Annotated in this window: 20 protein-coding genes; 1 reads left to right on the top strand and 19 read right to left on the bottom strand. The window is 38.5% G+C overall.

Annotated elements, in window-relative coordinates:
• Positions 1-20: 20 nt before the first annotated feature.
• The 7 genes from CQA40_RS01555 to hemL form a co-directional block, all read right to left on the bottom strand.
• Positions 21-1,274, bottom strand: coding sequence for an ABC transporter permease (locus CQA40_RS01555; RefSeq protein ID WP_115519240.1), 1,254 nt, complete (start codon positions 1,272-1,274; stop codon positions 21-23).
• Positions 1,267-2,952 carry an ABC transporter permease gene (locus tag CQA40_RS01550; protein WP_115519239.1) on the bottom strand — a complete coding sequence of 562 codons (1,686 nt, stop codon included), beginning with the start codon at positions 2,950-2,952 and terminating at the stop codon, positions 1,267-1,269. The genes CQA40_RS01555 and CQA40_RS01550 overlap by 8 nt, the downstream gene beginning before the upstream one ends.
• 95 nt (positions 2,953-3,047) lie before the next feature.
• Entirely contained in the window at positions 3,048-4,034 is a 987-nt protein-coding gene (locus tag CQA40_RS01545; protein ID WP_115519238.1) for an HlyD family secretion protein, read from the bottom strand.
• A gap of 71 nt (positions 4,035-4,105) precedes the next feature.
• Positions 4,106-5,605 (bottom strand): TolC family protein, encoded by a 1,500-nt coding sequence (locus CQA40_RS01540; RefSeq protein WP_115519237.1) that lies wholly within the window; start codon positions 5,603-5,605, stop codon positions 4,106-4,108.
• 253 nt (positions 5,606-5,858) lie between these two features.
• Positions 5,859-7,028: an MraY family glycosyltransferase gene (locus CQA40_RS01535; RefSeq protein WP_115519236.1), complete on the bottom strand. Its 1,170-nt coding sequence runs from the start codon at positions 7,026-7,028 to the stop codon at positions 5,859-5,861.
• A 507-nt stretch (positions 7,029-7,535) separates the two neighbouring features.
• Positions 7,536-7,985 (bottom strand): AtpZ/AtpI family protein, encoded by a 450-nt coding sequence (locus CQA40_RS11780; protein WP_115519235.1) that lies wholly within the window; start codon positions 7,983-7,985, stop codon positions 7,536-7,538.
• A gap of 17 nt (positions 7,986-8,002) precedes the next feature.
• Entirely contained in the window at positions 8,003-9,340 is a 1,338-nt protein-coding gene (gene hemL / locus CQA40_RS01525) for a glutamate-1-semialdehyde 2,1-aminomutase (protein WP_115519234.1), read from the bottom strand.
• Between the two features lie 248 nt (positions 9,341-9,588).
• Between hemL and CQA40_RS01515 the strand changes: the two genes are divergently transcribed.
• Positions 9,589-10,035 carry a hypothetical protein gene (locus CQA40_RS01515; RefSeq protein ID WP_023926897.1) on the top strand — a complete coding sequence of 149 codons (447 nt, stop codon included), beginning with the start codon at positions 9,589-9,591 and terminating at the stop codon, positions 10,033-10,035.
• 90 nt (positions 10,036-10,125) lie between these two features.
• Here the strand turns inward: CQA40_RS01515 and CQA40_RS01510 are convergent, their stop codons facing one another.
• From CQA40_RS01510 to CQA40_RS01455, 12 genes are all read right to left on the bottom strand, one after another.
• Positions 10,126-12,150 carry a ShlB/FhaC/HecB family hemolysin secretion/activation protein gene (locus CQA40_RS01510; RefSeq protein ID WP_115519232.1) on the bottom strand — a complete coding sequence of 675 codons (2,025 nt, stop codon included), beginning with the start codon at positions 12,148-12,150 and terminating at the stop codon, positions 10,126-10,128.
• 76 nt (positions 12,151-12,226) lie between these two features.
• Positions 12,227-12,535, bottom strand: a complete 309-nt coding sequence (locus tag CQA40_RS01505) for a hypothetical protein (RefSeq protein ID WP_115519231.1) — start codon at positions 12,533-12,535, stop codon at positions 12,227-12,229.
• A gap of 33 nt (positions 12,536-12,568) precedes the next feature.
• Positions 12,569-13,315 carry an SMI1/KNR4 family protein gene (locus tag CQA40_RS01500; protein WP_115519230.1) on the bottom strand — a complete coding sequence of 249 codons (747 nt, stop codon included), beginning with the start codon at positions 13,313-13,315 and terminating at the stop codon, positions 12,569-12,571.
• Between the two features lie 27 nt (positions 13,316-13,342).
• Positions 13,343-14,206, bottom strand: coding sequence for a hypothetical protein (locus tag CQA40_RS01495; protein ID WP_115519229.1), 864 nt, complete (start codon positions 14,204-14,206; stop codon positions 13,343-13,345).
• Between the two features lie 79 nt (positions 14,207-14,285).
• On the bottom strand, positions 14,286-14,816 hold the full coding sequence (locus CQA40_RS01490; RefSeq protein WP_147290135.1) for a hypothetical protein: 531 nt from the start codon (positions 14,814-14,816) through the stop codon (positions 14,286-14,288).
• A complete protein-coding gene (locus tag CQA40_RS01485; RefSeq protein ID WP_181882789.1) occupies positions 14,797-15,417 on the bottom strand; it encodes an ankyrin repeat domain-containing protein in 621 nt (206 codons plus the stop codon). Before CQA40_RS01485 ends, CQA40_RS01490 begins: the two co-directional genes overlap by 20 nt.
• Positions 15,418-15,485: 68 nt before the next feature.
• The gene (locus tag CQA40_RS01480) at positions 15,486-16,151 is read right to left on the bottom strand and encodes a hypothetical protein (protein ID WP_115519226.1); all 666 of its coding nucleotides are present in this window, start codon (positions 16,149-16,151) and stop codon (positions 15,486-15,488) included.
• A gap of 118 nt (positions 16,152-16,269) precedes the next feature.
• Positions 16,270-17,301 carry a hypothetical protein gene (locus CQA40_RS01475; RefSeq protein ID WP_115519225.1) on the bottom strand — a complete coding sequence of 344 codons (1,032 nt, stop codon included), beginning with the start codon at positions 17,299-17,301 and terminating at the stop codon, positions 16,270-16,272.
• A 115-nt stretch (positions 17,302-17,416) separates the two neighbouring features.
• Positions 17,417-18,208: a hypothetical protein gene (locus tag CQA40_RS01470; protein WP_115519224.1), complete on the bottom strand. Its 792-nt coding sequence runs from the start codon at positions 18,206-18,208 to the stop codon at positions 17,417-17,419.
• 10 nt (positions 18,209-18,218) lie between these two features.
• A complete protein-coding gene (locus tag CQA40_RS01465) occupies positions 18,219-18,905 on the bottom strand; it encodes a hypothetical protein (protein ID WP_115519223.1) in 687 nt (228 codons plus the stop codon).
• On the bottom strand, positions 18,902-19,405 hold the full coding sequence (locus CQA40_RS01460) for a hypothetical protein (RefSeq protein WP_115519222.1): 504 nt from the start codon (positions 19,403-19,405) through the stop codon (positions 18,902-18,904). The genes CQA40_RS01465 and CQA40_RS01460 overlap by 4 nt, the downstream gene beginning before the upstream one ends.
• On the bottom strand, positions 19,405-23,703 hold a 4,299-nt coding region (locus CQA40_RS01455; protein WP_147290134.1), incomplete at its 5' end, for a hemagglutinin repeat-containing protein. The genes CQA40_RS01460 and CQA40_RS01455, both read right to left, overlap by 1 nt.

Below are 23,703 nucleotides of genomic sequence, written 5' to 3'. Positions count from 1 at the left end.
ATTTTGGCTAGCCTATTGGCTTATACACGCTCTCTTTTGCGATATGATAGCACAAGCCACGCTAGCAAAAAACAAAATCCACCGATGATAAAAAACGCAAAAAAATGTCCCATAACGCTAGCAAACTCCGCACCCATTTGATTTAGGCTAATAAGCCCGCGAATCCCGTGAAATGCTGGAATCAAATACGATAGCTCACGCAAAAATACAGGCAAAAGCTCGCTAGGCCATATAAACCCCATAATAAACACCAAAGGCATCGATGATACAAAAATCACTTGCGTGGGGATACTCTCATCACTAAAAAAGCTCCCCAAAGCCACGCCGCACGCCACACAGCACGCCATAAATGGCAAGCTAAAGCACCAAAAATCACTAGCAAGTGCGTGGATATGTATGCCAAGCGTAGGAAAAAGCACACCAAAATAAAGCAAAAACAACACACTATAAATGCCAACAAATGCCAAAATCCTACCAAAAATAAGTTTCCAAATAGGCACAACCTCGAAATACTGCTCTCTCTCATAGCCCCCACTAAAATCCACGCTAGATTTTAGCCCGACATTTTCGCCGATATTTTTCCCGCTTTGCCCCCTCATTTTGTCTTTGCTTTGCCATTTTTCTTTCTGCCATTTTTCTTTCCGCACTCTGTTTTGATACGCGCTTAGGATTCCACTCCCTGCGATAGAAGTCTGATGAAGTATAAACACAAGCACCGCTGCAAGCGCGTAGTTTGCATAGCCTAGATTTGTATTATATAGCGGTATAGATTCTAGGGTGATGATTTCACTAGAGCGCAAGGAGGGCTCTTTTTCCTTGCGTAGCTCATCGCTTAGAGCGTTTATGGCGTTATGCACGCCCTCGACTATCGCGCCATATATGAGGAAATACGAGGCATTTCCCATATATGACACCACAGAGCCTACGCCCTTTTTAGCATTTGCTTCAAAGCCCTTAGGGATAAGCATAACCCCATCAGCTTCAAAGGCTTCGATTAGGCTTTGCGCCTTTGAGATAGAATCCACCTCTTTAAGCAGGGCGATTTGTGGTGTGCTAGAAGCAAGAAAAATAAGCCTCCTGCTTAAATCGCTTTTGTCCTCATCGATGATGACCAATCTCTGCTTGGTAACGATGTCATTTAGATATGGCATAGGATATAGCACTCCATACACAAGCGAGCCGATAAAAACCACCATTACGACAAGTTTATTACTAAGTATGGCTTTGTATTCGCATAGCAAAATCTGCAAAAATGATATGCCTTGCTTATTCATATTTTTGTCCTACTTTTTTTGCTACACTTGCTACTAGATTTTTAGGCAAAATCTCCCAATCATTCCTTAGCGCATAAATCCCCGCTCCAAGCGCAAAAAATAGCAAAAACCAAAGCATTCCACCCAAAATCTCAAACCCCAAATCCGCTCCGCCACCATAGTTTGCTTGCTGTATAAAAAGCTCCATAAAATGTGAGATAGGCAAAAATTTGCTCCAAAAAAGTGCTAGCACATTCATCGCACTTTGCGGATAAGTAACGCCCGCAAACGCAAGCGATGGCGCAGTATAAATCGCCACAAAGCCCACCGCCTTTTTAAAATCACTTAGCACTGATTGGATAAACACCACCACACCATTTACACCAAGCACAAGTAGCACACTCCCGCACACTAGCAGTCCCAAATCCCCTCGATTTTCAAAGCCTAGCTTTTTTAGTAGCACGATTTCGCACAACGCCCAAAACACAAACACAAGCGAATTAAAAACATAGCGTATAAAAAGGCTTTTTAGGCTGCTTGGTGTGTGTCGTAGTAGATGAAGCATACCTAGTGCGCTTAGGATTTGTAGCATACAGGGCAGAAGCAAAGTCAGCATAAACTGCGAGTAGTTGTTGCTAGAATTATACAGAGGAATGATTTGAGAAAATATCGGCATAGAACTTGCAATGGCAAGGTTTAGATTTTTTGCTTTGATTAGATTTTTGCCACTCCATTGCTTTGCATTTAGAGTGCCTACCACTCCCTCCAATGCCCCACTTATAGCCTTGCCTATAAGCACAAATTGAGCGTTAAAATACAGCACTATTTGCACGCCATTGCCCTGCTTTATGTCCCTCTCATAGTTGCTTGGAATCACCACAAGTGCGTAGATTTGGCTAGTGGCTAAATCCTCTTTTGCTTCTTTTATGCCCTCATAAGATTTTGCGATTTTCACCGCCGCACTAGAATCTATCATAAACAACGCTTCTTTGCTCTCCACACTTCTGTCAAAATCTACCACACCTATGGGCAAATCTCTAGGCAAGCTAGCCATAAACACCGCATATATAAACCACCCAATAAGCAATGGCAACACAACATAAATCAAAAACAACACCTTATGAGTGCTCAAACATCGCAATGCTTCTTGGATAGCAAATTTCCTAAAAAACCTCGCTTTGCGAATCACAGGATTTTGCATACGACTTTGGTAAGTGCCGATATTTTGTGCTCTTTGCGTGCTTTTGGCGATTTGCACACTTTGGGTAGATTTTCTCTCTTCTAATGATTTTTGTAAGCTACCCAAAAGTCCTATCTTGCTAGAAATCATTGTGGTGATTTCTAAGGCTTTTATCTTTACTGATTGTGCAAAATTTGCCACAAAATCCACAATATTTTTTGCAAAATCAATATTTAAACTTGAAAGTTTAGATTTTGCTAGATTTGATTGTGAGTGTGCAAAATCCAAAATCACATTTTTTGTAGTTTTTAGATTTTGCCAAAGCTGCGCTATAAACCACATTATGCGGTTTTTTAGCAACTCTATTTGTGGTTTTTTGGTGTTTTGCAAAATTTTTAGCGCGATATTTTTTAGATTTTGGGAGAATTTTGCAGATACATTTGCAGAAGTATTTTTTGCCTCGCTCCACACACGCAAGCAAGTATCAAAAAACTTCTTTAGCCATTTCTCTAGCTTCATTTATATGCCCCTTTTTTATCGCTTTTGGCTATTTTCGGATTTTGCCAAATCTAGCCTTTGCTTTTCTAGCTATTGCAAAAATTATTGCCCAAAATCTACTTGCTTGGCAAAGTTACCACCGCGCTCATTCCTACGCGAAATTCGCCATTATTTTCTAGTGGCACAGCCTCTATCTCAAAGCTTTTTAAATCATACCCCTTAGAAGTAGAAGTAGCCCTCCAAGTGGCAAAATCCCCCATAACCGCGACATAGCGCACCTTGAAAGACACTTGCTTGTTTAGTGCAGGGATATACGCGCTAAACTCACTTCCCACGCTAAAGCTAGACAGATATTCCTCTTGCACACTTAGCTTTAGCCAAGCATCTTTATTATCCACCACCATTACCACAGGAAATCCACTAGGACTTAGCTCGCCCTCGCTTAGCAAGATATTTGCCACCTCGCCATCAGCAGGAGAAAACGCCTGCATATCCTCGATATAAGCCTCCACTTCGCTTAGCTGCCCAGCTGCAGCGATTTCTTTTTGGGTGGCGGCTTCTTTAGTTTCTTTTGTCGCGCCATCTAGGGCGATTTTGTATTGCTGATAGGCGGTGTTTTCGCTAAATTTCGCATTTTGATAGGCAGTATAGGCTTCATCTTTTCTTTGCAGGCTTGCCACGCCGTTTTGATATAGCTCCTCGATTCTCTTATAAGTCTTTTCGGTTAACTCTCTCATAGCCTTAGCACTATTATAAATATCTCGCGCAGATATGATACTCTCTACGCGCGCACCTTTGTGCGTCTCCTCTGCGATAGCCTTTGCTGCTTCATAGCCTGCTTTTGCTTGGGTTAGCTTAGCTTCTACTTCGGGGGATAGTATAGTGAAAACCAAATCGCCCTTTTTTACCATATCGCCCCTTTTTACAAGCACAGAGCCTACGCGCCCTGCGAGCTTGGAGCTTACAGAGTATTGCTTAGCTTGTATTTGTCCTTGTATGATTTGAGGTTTGGGAGCATAAGCCTTATAAAAGCTAATCACTAGCCAAAGCACCAAAATCGTGGCGATTACCACCACAAACCCCACTTCAAATCTCTTTTTCATTTTCTCACTCCTTTTGTTAGATTGTTGTTAGATTGGTAGCTTTTGGCAAAATCGTGCCCAAAAGCACTGCGCTACTCCAAATATCCATAAAACTCATCTATCTCATCACTTAAGGCAAACAACTTCGCAAGGGCTAGAATCGCTCTATATGCAGAAGTTTTTTGCTCAATCAAAGCTGATTGCAAGGCGTTTTGCGCATCAATTACTTGCGTGCTTGTCGCCATTCCCTGCTTAAAGGCATTTTGCTGAAGTTTTAGATTTTCCCTCGCTAGAGATATGGAGGATAGCAGGCTTTTATACTCCTCTTTTAGATAGCTTGCTTGGGCGTAAGTCTTTTGGGTTAGTAGCGTTAGCTCTTTTGTAGCTTGGGATTTTAGGCTTTGCGCTTCTAGTTGGGAAATCTTTGCGGCTTGGTATTTTTGCACCCTTGCTGCAGGGGTGAGGATAGATACCTTTGCAGCCAAGCCCACACTGAAAGTAGGCATAGCTTGGATAAGCAAAGATTTTTGACTATCGTGGAAAATGTAGTTCCCAAAAGCAACCACTTGAGGCATAAACGAGCCAAAAGAGAGCTTTTTTGCTTCCTTTGCCGCATCGATTTTTAAATCCGCGCTAGCAAGTAGTGGGTAGCTAGAGAGTGTTTTTTCTATGAAATATGATTCTGGTTTGAGCGGTTTATCAAGCAGGCTTAACGCCGAAGTGGGAGATACATTTGGCGTATCTAGCGCACTATCCAAAGCTAAAGAAGCGATTTTGTATGAATTGGCAGCTTCTTTTTGCTTGTTGGTTGTTTTATCTAAGGCTACTTGCGCGACTAGCACTTCAAGATGAGCGATTTGCCCGCTTTTTTCTAGATTTATAGCATTCTCATAGTGTAGCTGTGCGCCATCTTGGGCTTGTGCTAGCACTTCTTGGACTTCTTTTGCCAAAATCGCACCATAATAAATACTTGCCAACTCTTCAAAAGCAAGTAGCTTTTTTAGTCGCAAGGCTTCTAGCGCATCTTTTTGGGCGATTTTTGCTAGCTTGATTCCGTGCAATCGCACTCCACCTGCATAAAGCGGGTAGATGATATTTATCGCACCTATGATGACATCTTGCTTTAGGAATGTGATAGGCTGGGATAATAGCCCCAAAATATGCTGCATCTGTGGCTGTGAAGCGATAGCAGGCGGGATAGAAGCAGAATTTATAGGGAGCTTTTCTTGGATAGGTGCGTCCAAATGCGTATAGAGCGCACCCACGCTAATATCTGGCAAAAAGCTAAGTTTCGCGCCGAGTGAGAGTTTTTTGCTTTTTTGCAGATTGTAGTCTTGGGCTTTGATAGAATCGCTATTCTCCAAAAATGTAGAATACGCACTCGCAAAATCTAGCTTTGTAATTTTTGTGGAATCTTTTGTGTCTTGTGCTGATTGTTGTCCTGCTTGAGTGGCTTGTGTCTCTACTTGCGAGGTGGCATAGACAAAGTGGCTAGATACTCCACAAACCACACAAACTACGCAAAATACACGCCAAATTGTGCAAACCAAACTAAAAAAACTTTTTGAAAACTCATCAAACAAAAATTTCATTGGCTTTTTACCCCGCTTGTGATTGCTTATATCAAGCAATCTGCAAAAACACCAAAGGTGTATCCACACTTTAGCCACACAAGCTATAAATACTTAATTATACACAAATGGTAATAATATGTTAATAAATATTTAACTTTTGTAGATTTTATGTTGAGATTTTATGGATTTTAGCAAAGCCTTATTTTTGCGTATTTCACGCTATTTTTACTTACACAAGGCTACTTAGATGTTGTAAGATTTTATTGTGTAATTATTGTGCGACAAATTTGTTATACATCATCGTGTAGATAACGACAAACACCGCACAAGTCATCGCTAGTGCCAAAGAATTGGCATAAAAAAGCGTAGCAAGTGCGATAAAAGGAATCTGCGCACACAGCATAAGCAAAGAAGTGAGAGGGTTGCTCCCCAAACGCCTAAAAAGAAGCGTATGAAAAGGCAAGGAGTCTTTTTTCTCCAAGATTTTGCGTCTAAAAAATAAAAACAGCATTTCCCACACAGGATATATCACCACACATAGCGCATACCAAGGGCTAACGATAGAATAGCTAGTCTGTGTAAGTATCACCAAAATCATCGCTAAGCAATATCCCAAAAAATACGCCCCACCACTACCCAAAAACACTCTACCACTCGGGAAATTTAGCACCAAAAATCCAAGCACCGCACTACCCAAAATCGCTGAAATAATCGCTAAAGAAAGTATATCTACGCTCATAGCGACACTCATTATGGAGAGGCTCACACATAGGACAAATCCACCGCTTAAGCCATTAAATTTATCAATTAGATTCACTGCATTGCAAAGCCCTACGATAAGGACAATGCTAAGCATTAGCCCACCGATATATGGTAGCTCAAATCCAAGTCCTAGAGATTTTAGCCAAATATCAAGTCCCAAAAGGCTCAAAAACACCCCGACACATTGCAAAAATACGCAAACTTTGAGCCCAAACCTAAACCCCATATCTTTGATAAATCCGCTTAAAAACACGATAAATCCACCAAGCATATAAAAAGTGAAATGCACATATAGCCCCGCACCCAAAAACACCGCGCACACGCCAAGTATGATTCCCACTCCGCCAGCTTTTGGCGTGGGATAGTGAGATGATGGGCGCGTAGAAAATGGAGAAAAAACACAAGCTAATTTCTTTGCAAAATCTAGGGAATCTGCTCTACTAGATTTCGTAATGGGATTTGCAAGTGGGTTTGAAATAGGGGTTGAAATTGGATTGGGGTAAGAATCTCTATCCATAAGCGAATCTGCCAAAATCGTGTGCTTTTTGCTAAAGCGGATAAGCAAAAACACCGCAAAAAACGACACACAAAAAGCGATAGCACAAAAAGGAAGCGCAAAAAGAATCTTTTGCGTAAAAATGGTGCTTTCTAAAATCGTGCTATGCAGTGTATGTGCCAAAGATTTGCTCCGTTTTCAATATTTTGTAGCTATTTATGTGGTTTGGCATAGTGCTATTTAGTCAAATAATTCTGCTAAATGAGACTGCCAGATAGACTTGCCTCAAACAAAAATCCTAAATGAAATGCAAATTAAATATAGCTTAAAAGACTCTATCTTTTTGGGATTTGTAAATGAATTGTAACAAAATTTACTTGGTAGTAGGCTTAAAGCAAGGCAACAAAAGCAAATTTTTATAGATTTTTGTTTGAATGGCGTTTATTTTTCGCACACAAAAATGTAGGGAAAATAGTTAGTGGGTGCATTGCAGATTCTAAATATTTAGTGTGCTAGATTTTGTGCTAAGTCTATCAAAGCTATTTATAAAAATATGTGCCAAGAGTATATAGCAATAATATATAAAGAGATTTTAGGATAAATCCCGACAAAAACGCAAAAGCGCAAAAACGAAAAAGGGGTAAAAACCAAAAAACTATACTAAGCGACACACCAAAGCAGCTAACCCACCTAGTCGTCCTCATCATTTGTGCTATGCTTTTTGTAGCTATATCTTGGGTCATCTGCTAGTGCATCTAGCTCGGCTTTTGTGCGCTTATAGGCTTTGTGGATATTTAGCCCCGCTGCTGCCACTCCCCAAAAAATCCCAAGCCACAATAGCCACACACTTCCGCTGATTCGCTGCAATACATACCCTATCCCAAGTCCTAGCAGTATCGCCACCACGATAGATATGCCTAGACTCAAATCATACGCACCATTGATGACTTTTTGGACTTTTTGAGCACGAGCAGAATCTGCGGTGTCTTTAAAATCTATCAAACCCTCAAAATCTGCAGATTCTGTGGATTTTGAGGGTTTTGTTGATTCTAAAGATTTTGCCGTGTCAGTCTTGCTTGCAGAGTCAGCCAAATCTAGCGACTCTTTTTCTTGTGTGCTTTTTTCTTGCTTCTCTTGCATTTATGTGCCTTTTTGCGCTACCCTAGTGTCTTAAAAGAATCACTTGCCCTATCTAGCACGGTATCAATTAGCTCTTCATTCATCGGCTCGCACACAAACCCCGTCTCAAACTGCGAACAAGCAAGATACACGCCACGACTTAGCATTTCCCTATGAAATCGTGCAAATAGCTCGGTATCTGCTTTTTTTGCATCATCAAAGTTTTGCACGCCGTTGCTAGATTTTAGCCATTCCTCGCCCCTTTGCCCCTGCCCCATAAAAAACACCCCAAACATACTTCCCCTCACAGAAGTTTCTAGCACGATATTGTGCTGCTTGGCTTGGGATTTTAGCCCCTCTGTCAGCCGTGTGGCTAGGGATTGAAGCCGTGAGTAAAGCTGCACACCTTTTGACTTTATGAAGCGAAGTGTGGCTAGCCCTGCACTTGTAGCGATAGGATTGCCACTTAGCGTGCCTGCTTGATATACAGCACCTTGTGGAGAGAGAAGTCGCATTATCTCCTCACTTCCACCAAACGCCGCTAGAGGCATACCTCCGCCGATGACTTTGCCAAATGTAGCCAAATCAGGTTTTAGATTTATAAAACTTTGGACACCATTTAGCCCTGCGCGAAATCCACTCATCACTTCATCTATGATTAGCACGATTGCGTGTTTATCACATAGCTCTCTTAGCCCACTCAAAAACTCCTCTTTTGCAGGCACAAGCCCCATATTCCCAGCAATAGGCTCTATGATTATGCAGGCAACCCCTTTGCCATTTGCCTCGCTAGCAGATATGCACGAGCGCACAGAATCTATATCATTATACCTTGCCACAAGTGTATGCTTGCCCAAATCCTCTATAACGCCCGGCGAGCTAGGATGCCCAAATGTCGCACACCCACTTCCCGCACTCACTAGCAAGCTATCGCTATGCCCGTGATAGCAGCCATCAAACTTGATAATGTCCTCCCTGCTAGTATAAGCTCGGGCTAAACGAATCGCACTCATCGTAGCCTCTGTGCCAGAATTTACAAGGCGCATTTTTTCTAGCCCCTCATAGCAGGGCAAAATCTCCTTGACAAGCGCAGTTTCTAGCGTAGTTGGCGCACCAAAACTTAGTCCGTTTTTTGCCGCTTCTATCACGGCAGATTCTACCTCTTGGTGAGCGTGCCCTAGTAGCAATGCCCCCCAGCTTTGGACAAAATCCACATAGCAATTCCCATCAATGTCATAAATCTCATAGCCCTTACCCTTTGCGATAAAGGGCGGTGTCCCACCCACACTTTGAAACGCCCTCACAGGCGAATTTACCCCACCTACAATCACTTGCTTTGCTTCATTAAAACTATTGATACTATTTGTTAGCTCCATTTTTGCTCCTTTTGATTTGCTTGGGATTTATGAGCATTTTTTGTGGCTTATTGTAACAAAATTTTTCACAAAAAATATCCTCATTTACTATGAGTGGATAAAATCCGCGCGCTTTTATCCAGCCTTTGTAATGTTTGCCAATCTTTGCCACAAGCCACACAAATAACGCAAAAGATAATGAAGCAAATGGGCTTTGCAAAATGGCAAAACAAAATGCAAAATCATAACAACAATCCAAAGGAGTAATAATGCAGGCAATCTACCCTTATGCGCAAATCGTGCATTTATTCTGTGCTATCATTTTCATAGGCTATTTGTTTTTTGATGTGGTGGTGATGAGATTTGTAAGCAAACACCTTGACAAAGACACCTTTAGTCGTGTATGCGAGAGTATAGAGGGGCGTATCACAAAGTTTATGCCTTTTGTGGTGCTTACTTTGTTTCTTAGTGGTGGAATGATGGCAAGTAGCTATATCGGGCTTGAAGCGGGATTTTTCACTACGACATTTCAAAAAATCTTTATGATAAAGATTTTGCTAGCAAGCTGTATATTTGCGCTTGTGATAATGTCGCTATCATTTCACTTTATCCTAAAAAAGCCAAATCCTATCGGCAAATATATAGGAATCCACACGCTTGTATTTGCTATCGGCGTGGTGGTTACACTACTAGCAAAGATTATGTTTATGGTGTGATGGGGATTTAGGGGAGTTTAGCGTTGGGGAGGTGAGATTAAGTATAGAAATAGGGCGAAATATATGAGATTTTGCTTTTGCCAAAATACTTCAAAACATACTCCCCACGCTAAAATAAAAATGCCTTTTATCTAGCTTGCTAGGATTATATAGCGGGACATATCCCCACACTTCTGCGTTGAAATATTTGGAAACATATAGCTTTAGCCCCACTCCACCACCTGCTAGTAGCTTATCTAAAGTGGGCTTCTCATATAGACTTAGGCTATATCCCATATCTAGCCCAATACTTGGCACAAACCTAACACCATATACGGATTTGGCATAGTAGCTAAAGTCATTGCGATATAGCACGCCTACTTCCCCACTTAGCACCAAGCTATCAAACCCCCTCACACTATATATACCACCCAAGCTTAGTTTCTCGCTAGCATATAGTTGCGTGCGAGAAACCTGCGTTTTTACAAATCCTGTGTATACAAATCTATGATTTTCACTCCCAAATGGAATATACGCCGAAGTGTCTATGGTAGGAATCGTATAAAAGAAATTCGGCTTAGAATCATTAGAAGTGGTAGGGAAATTATCCATAGCACCAAGTGCCTTTATACCCTGCTTTATGCCTATACTTATGTCAAATGAAGCCTGCCTAAAAGAGCGTAGATAATGCACTCCTGCATAGATATTGCTTAGATTTCGCCTCTGTGTGATAAGCTCAATTTTTTCTAAGTAGTTTTTTGCCCATCTCTTGCCAAGCCCTAGACTTAGGCTTAAGCGATGATTTGCATTCATAAACACAAGAACCTGCGCTTTTATGTCCATATTTGCTAAGTATCCATTATAGCTAAGTGTGTTTTTGGCTATATCTATGCTTTGGGCATACCAAGCATAAGAGCCAGACGCGCTCAAAAGCACTCGCCTAATAGGCATAGAAAAATCCAAAGAAGTATAAATGCTACTCTTTTGCTTATCCCAAAGGGGTGTAGAGACAAAATACGCACTTAGCTTCTCTGCTAGTCCTGCTAGATTTTCTAGCCCAAACTGCAAAGAAGTTTGGTAGATATTTGTTGCCCTGCTACCTGCATTGTCTATGCTTATAGCTCCATAAAATGGCGCATAGATTTTACCTAAAGTTTTTGCTTGGTGGTGGAGGTGGATTTTTGTTTGGGGGATTTGGACTGCTTGGGTGGTGTCTTTGCTAGATTGGGTGTCTTGTGTAGATTGTGGAGTTTGTGGGTTTGATTTGGTGTTTGACTCTAAACTAGATTGCAAGTTTGGTTGTTGGTTAGATTGCAAGTGAGATTCTAAGTGAATCCTAGGCGAGACACTCCGCAGTCGCTTGTAGCTATACAGCCCACGCTCAATAGCAGTGATATTTAGAAAATCCCCTATCTTTATGCCATAGTCTTTGCGCAAAAGTCGCGCATATTTGGGATTGTCTATGAGTATGTCGCTTATGGTAGAAGTCTGCAAAGTGATTAGAAGTCTTTTTGTGCTAAGATTTTGTGGCTTTAGTCCAAAGCTAGTGGTTATGTAGCCCTTTTTTATGGCTTTGTGCTTTAGGGCATTTAGCAAGGTAGCTATGTCGCTAGACTCAAGGCATTTGTGCGAATAGGAGTCAAATATCGGCTGCAAAAAACCAAACTCTTTTTGGACTTTTTGCTTAGGAAATGGCGAGGTAAGCGCGATATAATCCACCCAAAAGCAAGTTGGATTGGATTTTTGCGAGTATTGAAGTGTGTCTTGGCTTTGCCCATCTACTTGCCTTTGTATTTGCTCCTCCATTCGCCCCTCTCCCTCTGCTTGTTGTCTTTCTGCTTGTTGGTTTGCTTGATTTTCTTGGCTATCTTGTGAGATTTCATTGGTTTTTTGGCTTGATAGAGAGGGGATAATAGCGTCTTTTAGGGATTCTTGGTAGGAGTTGTATTGATTTCTTTGCTGATTTAGCTGCTCTATATTATCCGCAGATATGCTATCACCAAATGCACTAGACAACACAAGTAATATCAAAAGTGCTGTGGTAAGTTTTGGTATTTTGCAATCTATGTGAGTTATACCACTCTTTTTAGTCATTGTATGTAGATATTCATCTTTGTTGATTGTATGATTTTGCAAATTCTTATTTTCCTAATTCTTAATGTGTCTTGCAGATTTTAGTAACTTTGGCAAATAGAACCAAATAACTACAAAATTAGTCATTCAAAAATCCTTTTTGAGCTAAATCATCGCATAATTTCTTTAATGCTTCATACTCATTATCAATTATGTCTATCTCATAGATTTCTTTCCATTGGAGATTATTTTTAGACTTGATACCCCTATCTACAAAAATCTTGTTTCCTCTGTCGTTTTGGATTTGTATGTATTTTTCGTCTTTTTGAAGCACAATGACAAAATTGCCAAAACTTCCACTATCATAATGCAGAGATTCTATCTTGTAGTCCAAGTCCAAAACTAACTTAATACTCTCATATAATCTTTTAAAATCAAAAGAATCCAAAATAACTCCATTTAAAAATCTTAATTTCTTATTCTAAACAATCTCAATCTCTATCTGCGCTCCATCGGGCAAATCTTTTGTCTGTGTGTAAATATCCGCATACAATGTGCTAAATTCACCAAAATCTAGCCTAGTTAGCCCGCTATCCTCCCCGCCCAAAATGTAGGGAATCTTTGGACACAATACTTTACCAAATTCAATCACTTCTCCTTGTCCTCTATACGCTTGTGCTTCATCATATCCACACAGATGAGGATAACACTCAAGCATAATGCCTAAAAATTCCTCAAAACTACTAGCAATCTCTCTTACATCTCCCAAATCGGGGAAAAACTGAATAATATGCGTTGAATTTAGCCCAAAATGCTCTCCTAAGACATTGCGCGCAAACAAGAAACACTCCTCAATGCTGCGATAGGCTTTTTTCCACTCGCTTTTGTTTATGGATAAAACACTATCAACTTCTGCAAGGTTTGTCATCCTCTCGCCCGCTAAATGATATGGATACAAAATCAAGCATTCCTCAAAAGCACAAAGTCCATTTGCCACCTTTGCAATCTCTAAATATTCTTTGAGGATTTTAGAATCCATATCTATATATGGCAAAGTTTCTAGAGATTTGACAAAATCCGCATAGATTTTGTCCGTGCTGTGATATAGCCTTTGTCCAATCTGTAAGAATCTGCTTATGTTTGTCATTCTACAACCTCTATTTTGATTTTTGTCCCAATCACTTCCAAATATTTTTAAAATCGCTTTGTGCTCTGTCATAGCATTCATTTTTAGATATTCCTTATAAAGCATTTGTTATGTATTTGTTCGTAGCGGTTTTAGAAGAATGCAAGCGATATTCTTAAAAATATTGCCACAAAATGACTTTATTTTTGAATGGCTACCTTTCTTTATTTCATAGTATTCCATTTCAAGCGTAGATATAAAGTCTTTATTTATGATTGTGCCACTAGGGTATGTGTCCTCGTCCAAATACACACTAAGCTGCGTATTAGTGCTATTTTTGCCTGTATAGTCTATTTCCCATATTAGCTTATCTTGTTTGTATTTAGCGAGAAACATTATCTCACTTTGTTGAGAAAAAATTACAGATATTCCCTCATACAGCCCATTTACAAATCGAACTTCCCTCTCTAGCACTCCATTATCATAATCCCTAGCCACCCCGAAATATAGTCCATTCTTCACTTCCCATTCACTGATTTTTTCATCTTTTTCATATAGCTCTATTTTTCCATTTATGTATTGCCCATCAAGTGTTTTAAATATGGTTATTCCATTTTTGCTCTCTAGTCTTGTGTATTGCTTAGAATAATATGTTTTTGGCTCACTTACTAGCTCATTTTTGTCATTTTTCCAAGCAAGAAACTCATATTGCAAATATATAGCAAAATCCTCATCTAGCGTTTCATTTTCTGCAAAATCACTATCAATATCTATATTTAGAGCGATTGGCTCGATACTCCATAACAATTTACCTTTTTGATATTTTTGGATTTTGGAGAGAACCCTTTTAGATTCACTATTTGTAGTGTATTCTTCGACAAAATCATTTATAAAATCCTCTGCAAATGATTTTGCAATGGGCTTTGCAAGATTGGTTTTACAAGAGTTTTTTGCAAGGGATTTTGCAGATGTTTTTGATTGTGTGTTATTCATTTTTCCACCTTATTTTTTATTTTTTTAACAAAATCTGTCTTTCTTTGCTTACTTGATTTCTTTACCCACCTCATTTGCACTACTCAAAATCCCCAACTTCAAGCAATTTATCTATCAAAGATTCTATTATTATTCCTTTTTGTGTGGGATTATTTTGTATATCAAAGCTATGTAGCATAGATTCTAGTAAATAATTGACGATTCCTAAAACCTCCTCAAAAGTGCATACCAAATAAACTACTTCATTAAAATCTATTTGTAGTCTTATAGCACTAATCGCACGAGATTGGCTTAAAAACTTTGCATTATAGCCTTTCCACATATCCAAAACTACATTATTTGTATTTTTTAAAATGACAATGTTTTCATCACAAATAATCTCTCCACTTTGTGATATAGCACCTTTGTTGCATATATTTTGACTAAAAAGTTCTAGTTTCTTGTGCAATACCTCACTATCTCCAATGTCATCTTCGCAGAGAACCTCTATCTTTATATCAGAGCTATATAGCACGCTAGCTTCTTGTAGGGATAATTTTATTTTGAGCGTTGTCTCCATACCGTTATGACCTCTCTTGTGCGCAGGTAGGCTATCCATACACGATAGCATACAGATACTTTACCACCTCTGTCAAATCATTATTTATCGCAAGGGCTAGCGGATAATTGCCCTTTTTTGTTTTTGAGAGAGGGTTTGAGCCTTTTTGTATGAGCTTTTTGGTAAGCCTAAGGTTGTCTATATGATTTGCAAATACAAATAGGCAGGCAAAATGCAGTGCTTCACAGCCCTCATTATCTGCGACAAAGACATCTGCGCCAATATCTACATAGCGCATTGCTACATTTACATTGCCAAACATTATCGCGTAGTGAAGTGGGGTAAATCCCTCTTTGTTTTGGTGGTTTATAGAGTGCAAGCTATGAGGGTAGAGCGATAAAAGTAACTCCACCCGAGATACTTCATCGCAAAAAGCCATACTATGCCAAATCCCCTCTCCAAGAGCATTTATATGCCCTATATCTGCACCATTTTCTAGTAAATATTTATACGCGCTAGAGCCTTTGTCGCTCATAGCATACAAAAGCAAGTTATCATTATCCTCATCTGCAAAACAATGATTTATATCGTATTTGTCTCTATATGTCTGCAAAAAATCTATATCGCTATTGCATAGTGCATTTTTTAGATTTTCATAAAAATTTTGATTCATTTGCCTCATAGTCCTTGTCTATCTGTTTTTATGACTTGTCATATTTATCTAAATCCCCACAACAAACGCTAATCATTACCCCTATGGATAGATAAAACATTTGAAAATATACAATCATACACCAAAGTCTGTCCAAAATTACTGCATTGTGTCTCTATATCCTCCAAACGATGCGTAAGAATTTCTTTTGGCACAAATGCAAATCCCATCTTTTCTAGCCTCTCATCAAGCATTTTTACCTGCGGAATATCAATCAGCTTATTTTGCACTTTTTCAAACTCACAATCACAAAAAATATCTCTAAAAATCCACGCATTTTCACTTTCTTTGGCTTCTGCATTGTGCTTAGAAAAACTCACAAAATAAAAATAATACTTTGCCAAATAGCTTATCACTACCTGAAGATAATAAAAACACCCACCTAGTGCAATAGCTAAATCTGTATCAAAATCTAATGGCTTTTGATTTTTGTGCAACAAAACATAGTATAGATAAGACACATCATTGCGCAAATCTACACAATCTTTCAAGGCATATTGTGGGCTAAAAATATCTTTCATAAGTGTGGAGAGATTTTCTTTTGTGTCCTCATCTTTGATTGCCATTTTCCTTACTTGACGCAATCGCTCTGCTTGTGGCAAAGATTCGTATTTTTTACGCTCATTGTATGAGACATTTCTAGGATAATACTCATAAATTGTCTGCAAAACTTCGTAAAGCCTAGCATATCTCATTTTCTATTATCTCCTTTTTGTAATCTTTAATGCTTATCCCAATAAAATCTAAGCCTTAGCGTTTGTTTGTTGCCACTATCCTCTGCTTCAGCATTTTATGCGCGACAAGCCAAAAATCTTAGTGCAGTATAAACAAATCACGGTTTTTTGCTTCATTTTTTATTTTTGTAGCATTGCTAAAAGATATAAAAGTCAGCACATACTCCTCGCTTGCGATAACCCAAGTTTTTTCCTCTGTGATATACCACCAAAAGCCACCTCCATTTCTCACTAGCCTATAAAAATCCAAAACAAATTCATCATAAGAGGTTTGATAAAGCAAGATTGTATCTTTATATCTATGAATACCAGACTTATAAACGCTAAAACTCTTATATATCCAAAGCATAAAATCTAGCAATTTTTGCTCACACTGCATTCTGTGTTTCATTTTTTGCATATCACTTTTTAGAGCACCTTTATCAAATACATAATCTTGTATGCACTTCTCACGCTCACTAGCACTAAGCCAATGACTCCACAAAGTAACATAAAAGCACTCCGCATATTGTGTGATATATTTTTGGCTATCAAAGTCCTTATAAACCCTTATATCCTCCAAATCAGGGGAGATTCCAAAGTATTTTAGCATTATTGTTTGCATATTTTCATCTATGAGTTTTTGAAGTTTGCGGTAATGTATAGCCCTTGTAGAAAAGCGTGGCTTTTGTGCTTTTGACAAAGTATCATCTACAATGCACGATAAATGATACTTTGTAGCCAAAGTGCTTAATTGTTTTTGTGGTATTTTGTCCTTAGAGTAGGCATAAAGCACTTGCCCACACACAACAAAATAAAAATCCAGCTCCTCAACGAAATACACATAATCATTTCTCTTTCTAGCCATAGACAAATACAAATCATAAGTTTGCCAATTTTGAATATCTGTGCTTGGCACGATAAATCTATTAAGTTTCAAAAAATTTTTAAGATTTTTGATAGCCACTTTTTGATTGCGAACATTTCTCCATAATCTTTCATTCTCCCCCTGCCAAACGCTGTATTGGCTTGATAGCTCCATTATGAAAGCAAATAGATTGTTATCAAAAAATATTTGTGAATTTTGAGAATCTAGATGACTGCTAGGGATATACGCACAATACTTACTCATTTATTTTACCTGTATGACATTGCCATATTTATCTAGCGCACCGATAAGTTTGCCATTTTTGTAAATTTCTCTAAACATTTTATGCTAGCTTGCGCAAGCAAGATTTTACAAGTCCTCACAGCACTACTCCGCAATGCTTTTGTAAATTCTCTAGCAACACAACATTTAGAAATTGCACGATTTCGCGCAGGTTTATAGCACCTCCATAAGCACTTAAGCACGAATGGTCGTAATGCAGTTTTACCCAATTTTGTTGGGATTTTGATAGCTTTGCATCATATTGCTTCATCTTTGGATTTTCATATTCGCAAGTGAGTTTTGCCTCATCTATCCCGTCCTCTATGTCTGCGTGTATCCTCCAGCCACTGCTTGTAGTCTCTACAAAAAACATCGTATCGCTATCCAAAATAACACCCTCGCTATTTTTGCTATACATTTTTTCGCATATTTTATAAAGCGTTAATAATTCTTCATCAATTTTTATGCTACTAAAATCCACACCATCATCTAAAATGGCACATATCTTTTTCATATTTTTTGTAAAATCTGTGCTACTTCGTGTTTCGCTTATAGTCTCGTATTTAAGATAGCTTGGCGATATATTATCCATTAAAATCTTACAATGGCTAAAAAGCGCGGAGTCCAAGCACTTCTCATCGCTATATTGCCCAAATAGGCTAAAACACAAAATCGGCTCGCTATTTGTGCATTCATCAAGTTTGCCCTGAACGCTTCCAATGTCAAAATTAAAAAATCTAGGATTTTGTGTGTAGCGCGTGATATTCATTTGGTGCGCTTTGTCATTTAGGCAATAAAGCCATAGATAATTATCATACCATTGCTCTAAAAATTCTAGAATGCTCACTTTGTATTCCCCCTTTGGTATTTCATTTTGTGATTTTAGCATTTGCCACCTCTCATAATCCAAAAAACCAACCAAACACGATAAAGCAAATGAATTGGACTATGATAAATAATATCAAGGCTTTTATCCTTGCTATGAAATTTTTGTCAATCAAGTTTCCTAGCAAACACACGCAACCATACATACAAATAAAAAACAATACAAATAATATCGTATTTGTGAGGCTTAAGCCACCAAAAATATAAACAAATGTGCTAAAAACAATGAGTGCTAATAGTATAATTCCTATGTATGTAAAAATCTGTCCTAAGACATTGCGCCAAATATGAGTTTGACTTCGTAAAGAACAGTAAGATTCAAAAGATAGGTATGATACATATAGGATTATTGTAAGCGGGACTATAAGCATTACATAAATTAGGCTAATTTCGCTATCCCTATCAAACTCATAAAAATCTATTCCCCAAACCAAACAACTCATAGCCACAAAAATAGCCAAAGATAAGTAACTAGAAATGGCAAATATTGCTGATTTTATAATTTCGGCTTTTATCATATAGGCTAGATACATTGTCGCGGTGAATGGAACACATAACGACATACTAACTAATGTGAGATTGAAAGATTCACTGCTCTCGCTATCAAGTTTGGCGACTAAGTATAATCCAACATAAAAGATACTAAAAAGAGTGCAAATAACACAACCAATCAAAGTAGATTTTAGTAGCTTATCTTTCATTGTTTTGCTCGCTCACAAATAAGCAACAAAAATTTATAAGCATTATAAAGCATCATTATAGAAACATTTAACCCAAATATAAAAAATATTGTCATAATAAATGGAAATCCAATATCAAAATAATCATCAGGCAATGCGAAAAGTGCAAAAAACATCGTAGTAATAATTCCGTAACCAATAATACAGATAAAAGACCAAAGAATTAAACCATTTGCTTTTATTGTAGATAATTTTTTCATTATTAAAATAGCAGATATGCTCATCAAGGTAGGAAAAATAGCAAAAATCATATAACTGATATTCAACTTTGCTGTGGCGGCACAACACAATAAAGTAGCAATATAAAGATAATTTACATAATTTTTGTGTGCTTTTTTCCACTTACCCTTGTTTAGGGCAATAAAAGAATATATGAAAAATAGGAATGGAATACACACAGTAAAAAAAACGAAAAAGATAATAATATAAAAACCAAGCGTTGACATTTCGTTTGTAGCCATTATCTATCCCTATCCATATACCTTTTTAAAACTTCTAAAGTTTGAATATCTTTGAAATTTGAGTGGTTGTCATAACCTCCTTTAAATAAAATATAATTCATTAACAAAAGACTAGGAACAAAAATTTTTATAGTTGAATCTCGTTTGACAGCCACATTTATTGCGTTTGGTTCTATTGCTTCTTGTGTTAATTTTATTCTAAAAATATCAGTATCTACACGCCCAAGAAGTCCTTGCACAAGCCAATCGTGTTCGTTGTAAATATTATAAAATTTTTCTACTTTTGGGCTCATTACATAATCCTCCCTATTTGGCGTGCCAAAATTAAATATATTTAGCTTTGGACTATTATCATAATCATACGCTTGACTAAGCAGTTTTGCTATATTTCCTCCGTGAGAATGAGTTATGATATTTAGCTCCTCTCCGTCTTTGTATTTGTATGGCTGATTTATTTGTAGAAGTAAATCTCTAGCGGCTTTTTCTCTATAACTATTTAGATTCTTGCCACTCCAAACAAAGTCCTCTTGTCTATCATCTTGCAAAATATCTCTAACACCATCTCTAAAAGAACTATCAAAAGCCTTTTTAGGATTAGACCAAGTCCCGTGAACAAATATCGTCCTCTCATCAAGCACACCATTGCCATTGCTAGCATTAGTAGTGCTTTGTGTATAGGTGTCATTGCCACGCAAAAGTATAGCAGAATCCGCATATATTTCATTCCATTTCTGCGTGGTAAGTTTTGTTTGTGTTGGGTGGTTATCTATTGGTGTTAGGTTATTTTGTGCGGTGCGGATTGCTTGTGTTTGTGTGCTTTGCCGTGTTGTTTGGCTTACTTGATTGTCATTTGCCTCTTTTGTAAATGCTTTTTGTTCTTGTCGTAGTTGCTTTGCAATCTCTCTTTGCTCTCTTTTGGATTCTTTTGTGTAGTTGAAGTTTTTAAGTTTCCATATACCCTCAGCAGTGTTGCCTCTATTGATAGCTGATTGTTCATTTGAAGTATGAAGTGGTTTGTTGGTTGTTTCGTGAAATATCGTGTTTATCACAGAGCTAGAGCTGTTTAGATTGTTTGTGCGTGTATTAAACCCTATGGTGTTTTGAGAATGTGAAGTGTATAGTGGCTGTGAGGACTGACTAGAGTGATATTGCATAGATTGATTAGGTTCATAAGCATAGCCTAGATTTGTATCTGTGTTGTTATATAGGCTAAGCCTAGCACCAAACCCATCACCCACACTTGCTATATCACTTGCTTGCTGAAGTGTGTCTTGTAAGTGTTGTGGATTTAGCGTGGTTAGGTTGTTTAGATTGTGCGTTAATGTGGCATCTTGCGCTAAATTGTTGATAGCATTTGTGCTAGATATGTATCGTTGTATTTCTTTGTTTAGCGTTGTGCCAGAATCTAGAAGAGTGTTTTTGATAGATTGGCTTATGATATTGTAGCGCAGAGCATTTCCTACCTGCCCGATATTATCATTTAGCTCCAAAAAATCATTTTTTATATCCCCTCTACCATTCCTACTAAAGATTCTATTATCTATACTTAGACTAGAATCTAGTGCGTTTGTTTGAGTATCTTTGGTTATAGTAGTGCTACGAGATAAATCTCTATTTAGCCCTGATAGTGGTTTAGGTAGTGTGGGGGTGCTTGTAGTATCTAGGGCATTTGGTGTGTTTACTTCATCTGCTAGGTTTATAGTAGAGTTTGGCATATTCGCGCTAGATATTGCTTGATTGTTGTTTGATAATGTGCTTGGCATATTTGTGGTGTTTAAAATGTCTAGCGTGCTTGTAGAAATATTCTCTATTGTGCTTATAGAAAGAGAATCTAGGGTATTTGCTACATTTTTGGTGTTTATAGTATTTGGAGTGTTTGTGGAATTTATGGTATTCGTAGCGTCTATGTTATTTGTAGCACTTGGCATATTTGCAATGTTTGGCGTGTGGATATTGATATGTCCATATCCTAGTGTGGCATAAGCTATACCCTCTTTTTTGTGTCCTTGATTGTGTAGGTTTAGCCCTGTATCACTAGCACTTAGCGATAGGCTAAACGCTTTGGAGTCATTATAGTCTTTGCTTGATAGATGAGAGTGAGTGAGGGAGTGGGTGTTTAGAGATAGTTTTTCTTGTCTGCTAGAGAGGATTCCACCTGCAAGGTGAGTGTTGCCTCGTATGTTGATAGTGGCACTGCCTTGTGATAGTAGTGATGCTTGAGTTTGTATCCATTCTTTATCTGTGTTGCTAGAGCTTATTCCTAGAGATAGGTTTAGAGATTTGGCATTTTTGGCAAATCTATTTAGCGGGCTTTGTGGTGCAGTGCTAGCATTGCTTGTAGTGCTACCATAGCCTAGTGAAGTTGATACACCATTGCCCTTAGCATATTGACTAGAGTATTTGGATTCTATTCTTAAAGAGTTGGCGTTTGCTTCTAGGGTGTTTGATTCTACATTTGAGCTAATGATATTTAGAGATTTATCAGTATTTAGTGTGATATGTTTGGCATAGCTTGTGGAGTTGTTTTGTGATATGGAGTTTGCTTTGGAGTTCTCTTGCGAGTAGCTAGCTTGCATTCCAAAGCCGTTTGTGCCATACTCTATGGAAGTAGAGAAGTCCTTGTATGAGTGTTTGCTTGAGTAGGTGTCCTCGCTAGATTGCAGTGTTATGTCATTATTTGCCTTATAAGATATAGAGTTATCAGCTAGTAGATGAGAGCCTTTCTGCGTGATAGAATTGGTAGCATTTAGAGATATGTCATTGTTTGAGCTCAAAAATGAAGCGGTGTGGATAGTAGAAGCACTATCCGTGCTTTGCTTGCTACCTGCTAGGCTAAGCCCTGCACTCACATACATACCTGTGCCATAGCCTGTGGTAGCTGCTGTGGCAGCAGAAGCAGTAGCATTTGTGAGGTTTATCATAGAAGTAGTGAGATTTGCAGTTGCTAGGGCTACATTTAGCTTGGCATCTTCTAGGGCAGCACTTGAAGCCTTGCCTTGCTTGTGTAAGGATTTGATATGCTCATAGTCTTTGCTTGCTTTGGCAAGGGCAGTGCTAGCCTGATATACTCCATATCCTGCATAGCCCGCATCTACATAGGCATTGCCCACGCTTAGAGTAGTGCTTATACTACCTTGTGTATGTGATTGGCTTGTAGAGTAGGAGTTTTTTGCAGAAGCTATCACTATATCATTAGCAGAATCTAGTGAAATATTGTTTGCTTGCAAGTTTGAGCCAAGTATAGAGATATTTGATGCAGATGAGCTATTGCTTGGAATAGTATTCTCGCTTGCAAGGGAGATATTGCTTGCCTTGCTATTACTTGTAGCTGTATTATCGCTTGAAAGTGCATTACTACTTGTTGGGTTACTAGCATTGCTTATTACTAGATTGTTGCCTATGTTTAGGTTTGAGGAGATGACTTCTTTGGCATAAGTGCTTGAAGTGTCCTCTTTGTAGTCTGCGATAGTGGTATGCAAGCTACACTTACCACCATTGCATTTTGTGTCTTTTAGTAGGCTTATGCCACCTGTGAGAGCTGCTTTTAGCCCTTGAGTTATGGCTTGGCTAAAGTCTGTTTGCTTCTCATAGTGAGTGGTGGTAGTGGTAGAGTAGGCATTGTGTATATTTATATTGCCCTTGCTAAGTAGTAAAGCATCGTTGCTTATAGTAATATCTGAAGCGATGATATTTATGTCATTATCGCTATGAAGTGTGAGATTTTTGCTTGTGAGATTGGATTTGTGTGCGAGGGACTTAGAGAGAGTATCTTTTTGCTCGCTATTTTTTAGCCCAAACACTCTTTTAGATTTGCTAGAAGTGCTTAGATAGTGGCTATCTTGCACATTTGCTAGGCTAAAGCTATCTGTGGATATGCTTGCTTCATCTTGTGAGTGTATATCTACCCCTAGCAAAGTGGTGTTTTTTGCATTTATGCTAATAGAGCTAGCCTTTAGAGTAGAGTTTGTGTGCGTAGTGTCTTTTGCAAAAGTGTGCGTGTCTTTGGTATTTATAGGGATAAATCCTAGCACATTATCACTTGTGTTTGTGGTGGTGTCTTTGCTCGTGCTATGAGAGAGGGCAGATTCTATGTAGTTGTTGGTAGCATTTAGCGATAGCGCATTGCTAGCGTGGTAGTTTGTGCCATTTGAGAGGATAGAATCTTGCGCGTTTAGAGAGATAGTGCTAGCCCTTAGGCTACTCCCCCCTTGCACCTCACTTTGTGTCGTGGTGGTGGTAGTGGTGTCTTTGGAGTAGAAAAAATGCTCCTTAGTGCTATGGTGCGTATAAGTAGCATA

Source organism: Helicobacter sp. MIT 01-3238, assembly GCF_003364135.1.
Lineage (GTDB): Bacteria > Campylobacterota > Campylobacteria > Campylobacterales > Helicobacteraceae > Helicobacter_B.
The sequence above is the reverse complement of the archived record's forward strand: the minus strand, read 5'-3'. Positions and strand labels throughout refer to the sequence as shown.

What these genes read in the sequence shown, in the direction of transcription:
- CQA40_RS01490 (WP_147290135.1), bottom strand. Translation starts at nt 14,816, where the DNA reads ATGCTATCGTGTATGGATAGCCTACCTGCGCACAAGAGAGGTCATAAC.
- hemL (WP_115519234.1), bottom strand. Translation starts at nt 9,340, where the DNA reads ATGGAGCTAACAAATAGTATCAATAGTTTTAATGAAGCAAAGCAAGTG.
- CQA40_RS01555 (WP_115519240.1), bottom strand. Translation starts at nt 1,274, where the DNA reads ATGAATAAGCAAGGCATATCATTTTTGCAGATTTTGCTATGCGAATAC.
- CQA40_RS01550 (WP_115519239.1), bottom strand. Translation starts at nt 2,952, where the DNA reads ATGAAGCTAGAGAAATGGCTAAAGAAGTTTTTTGATACTTGCTTGCGT.
- CQA40_RS11780 (WP_115519235.1), bottom strand. Translation starts at nt 7,985, where the DNA reads ATGCAAGAGAAGCAAGAAAAAAGCACACAAGAAAAAGAGTCGCTAGAT.
- CQA40_RS01475 (WP_115519225.1), bottom strand. Translation starts at nt 17,301, where the DNA reads ATGAGTAAGTATTGTGCGTATATCCCTAGCAGTCATCTAGATTCTCAA.
- CQA40_RS01515 (WP_023926897.1), top strand. Translation starts at nt 9,589, where the DNA reads ATGCAGGCAATCTACCCTTATGCGCAAATCGTGCATTTATTCTGTGCT.
- CQA40_RS01465 (WP_115519223.1), bottom strand. Translation starts at nt 18,905, where the DNA reads ATGAAAGATAAGCTACTAAAATCTACTTTGATTGGTTGTGTTATTTGC.
- CQA40_RS01500 (WP_115519230.1), bottom strand. Translation starts at nt 13,315, where the DNA reads ATGAATGCTATGACAGAGCACAAAGCGATTTTAAAAATATTTGGAAGT.
- CQA40_RS01495 (WP_115519229.1), bottom strand. Translation starts at nt 14,206, where the DNA reads ATGAATAACACACAATCAAAAACATCTGCAAAATCCCTTGCAAAAAAC.
- CQA40_RS01540 (WP_115519237.1), bottom strand. Translation starts at nt 5,605, where the DNA reads ATGAAATTTTTGTTTGATGAGTTTTCAAAAAGTTTTTTTAGTTTGGTT.
- CQA40_RS01470 (WP_115519224.1), bottom strand. Translation starts at nt 18,208, where the DNA reads ATGCTAAAATCACAAAATGAAATACCAAAGGGGGAATACAAAGTGAGC.
- CQA40_RS01485 (WP_181882789.1), bottom strand. Translation starts at nt 15,417, where the DNA reads ATGAATCAAAATTTTTATGAAAATCTAAAAAATGCACTATGCAATAGC.
- CQA40_RS01460 (WP_115519222.1), bottom strand. Translation starts at nt 19,405, where the DNA reads ATGGCTACAAACGAAATGTCAACGCTTGGTTTTTATATTATTATCTTT.
- CQA40_RS01480 (WP_115519226.1), bottom strand. Translation starts at nt 16,151, where the DNA reads ATGAGATATGCTAGGCTTTACGAAGTTTTGCAGACAATTTATGAGTAT.
- CQA40_RS01545 (WP_115519238.1), bottom strand. Translation starts at nt 4,034, where the DNA reads ATGAAAAAGAGATTTGAAGTGGGGTTTGTGGTGGTAATCGCCACGATT.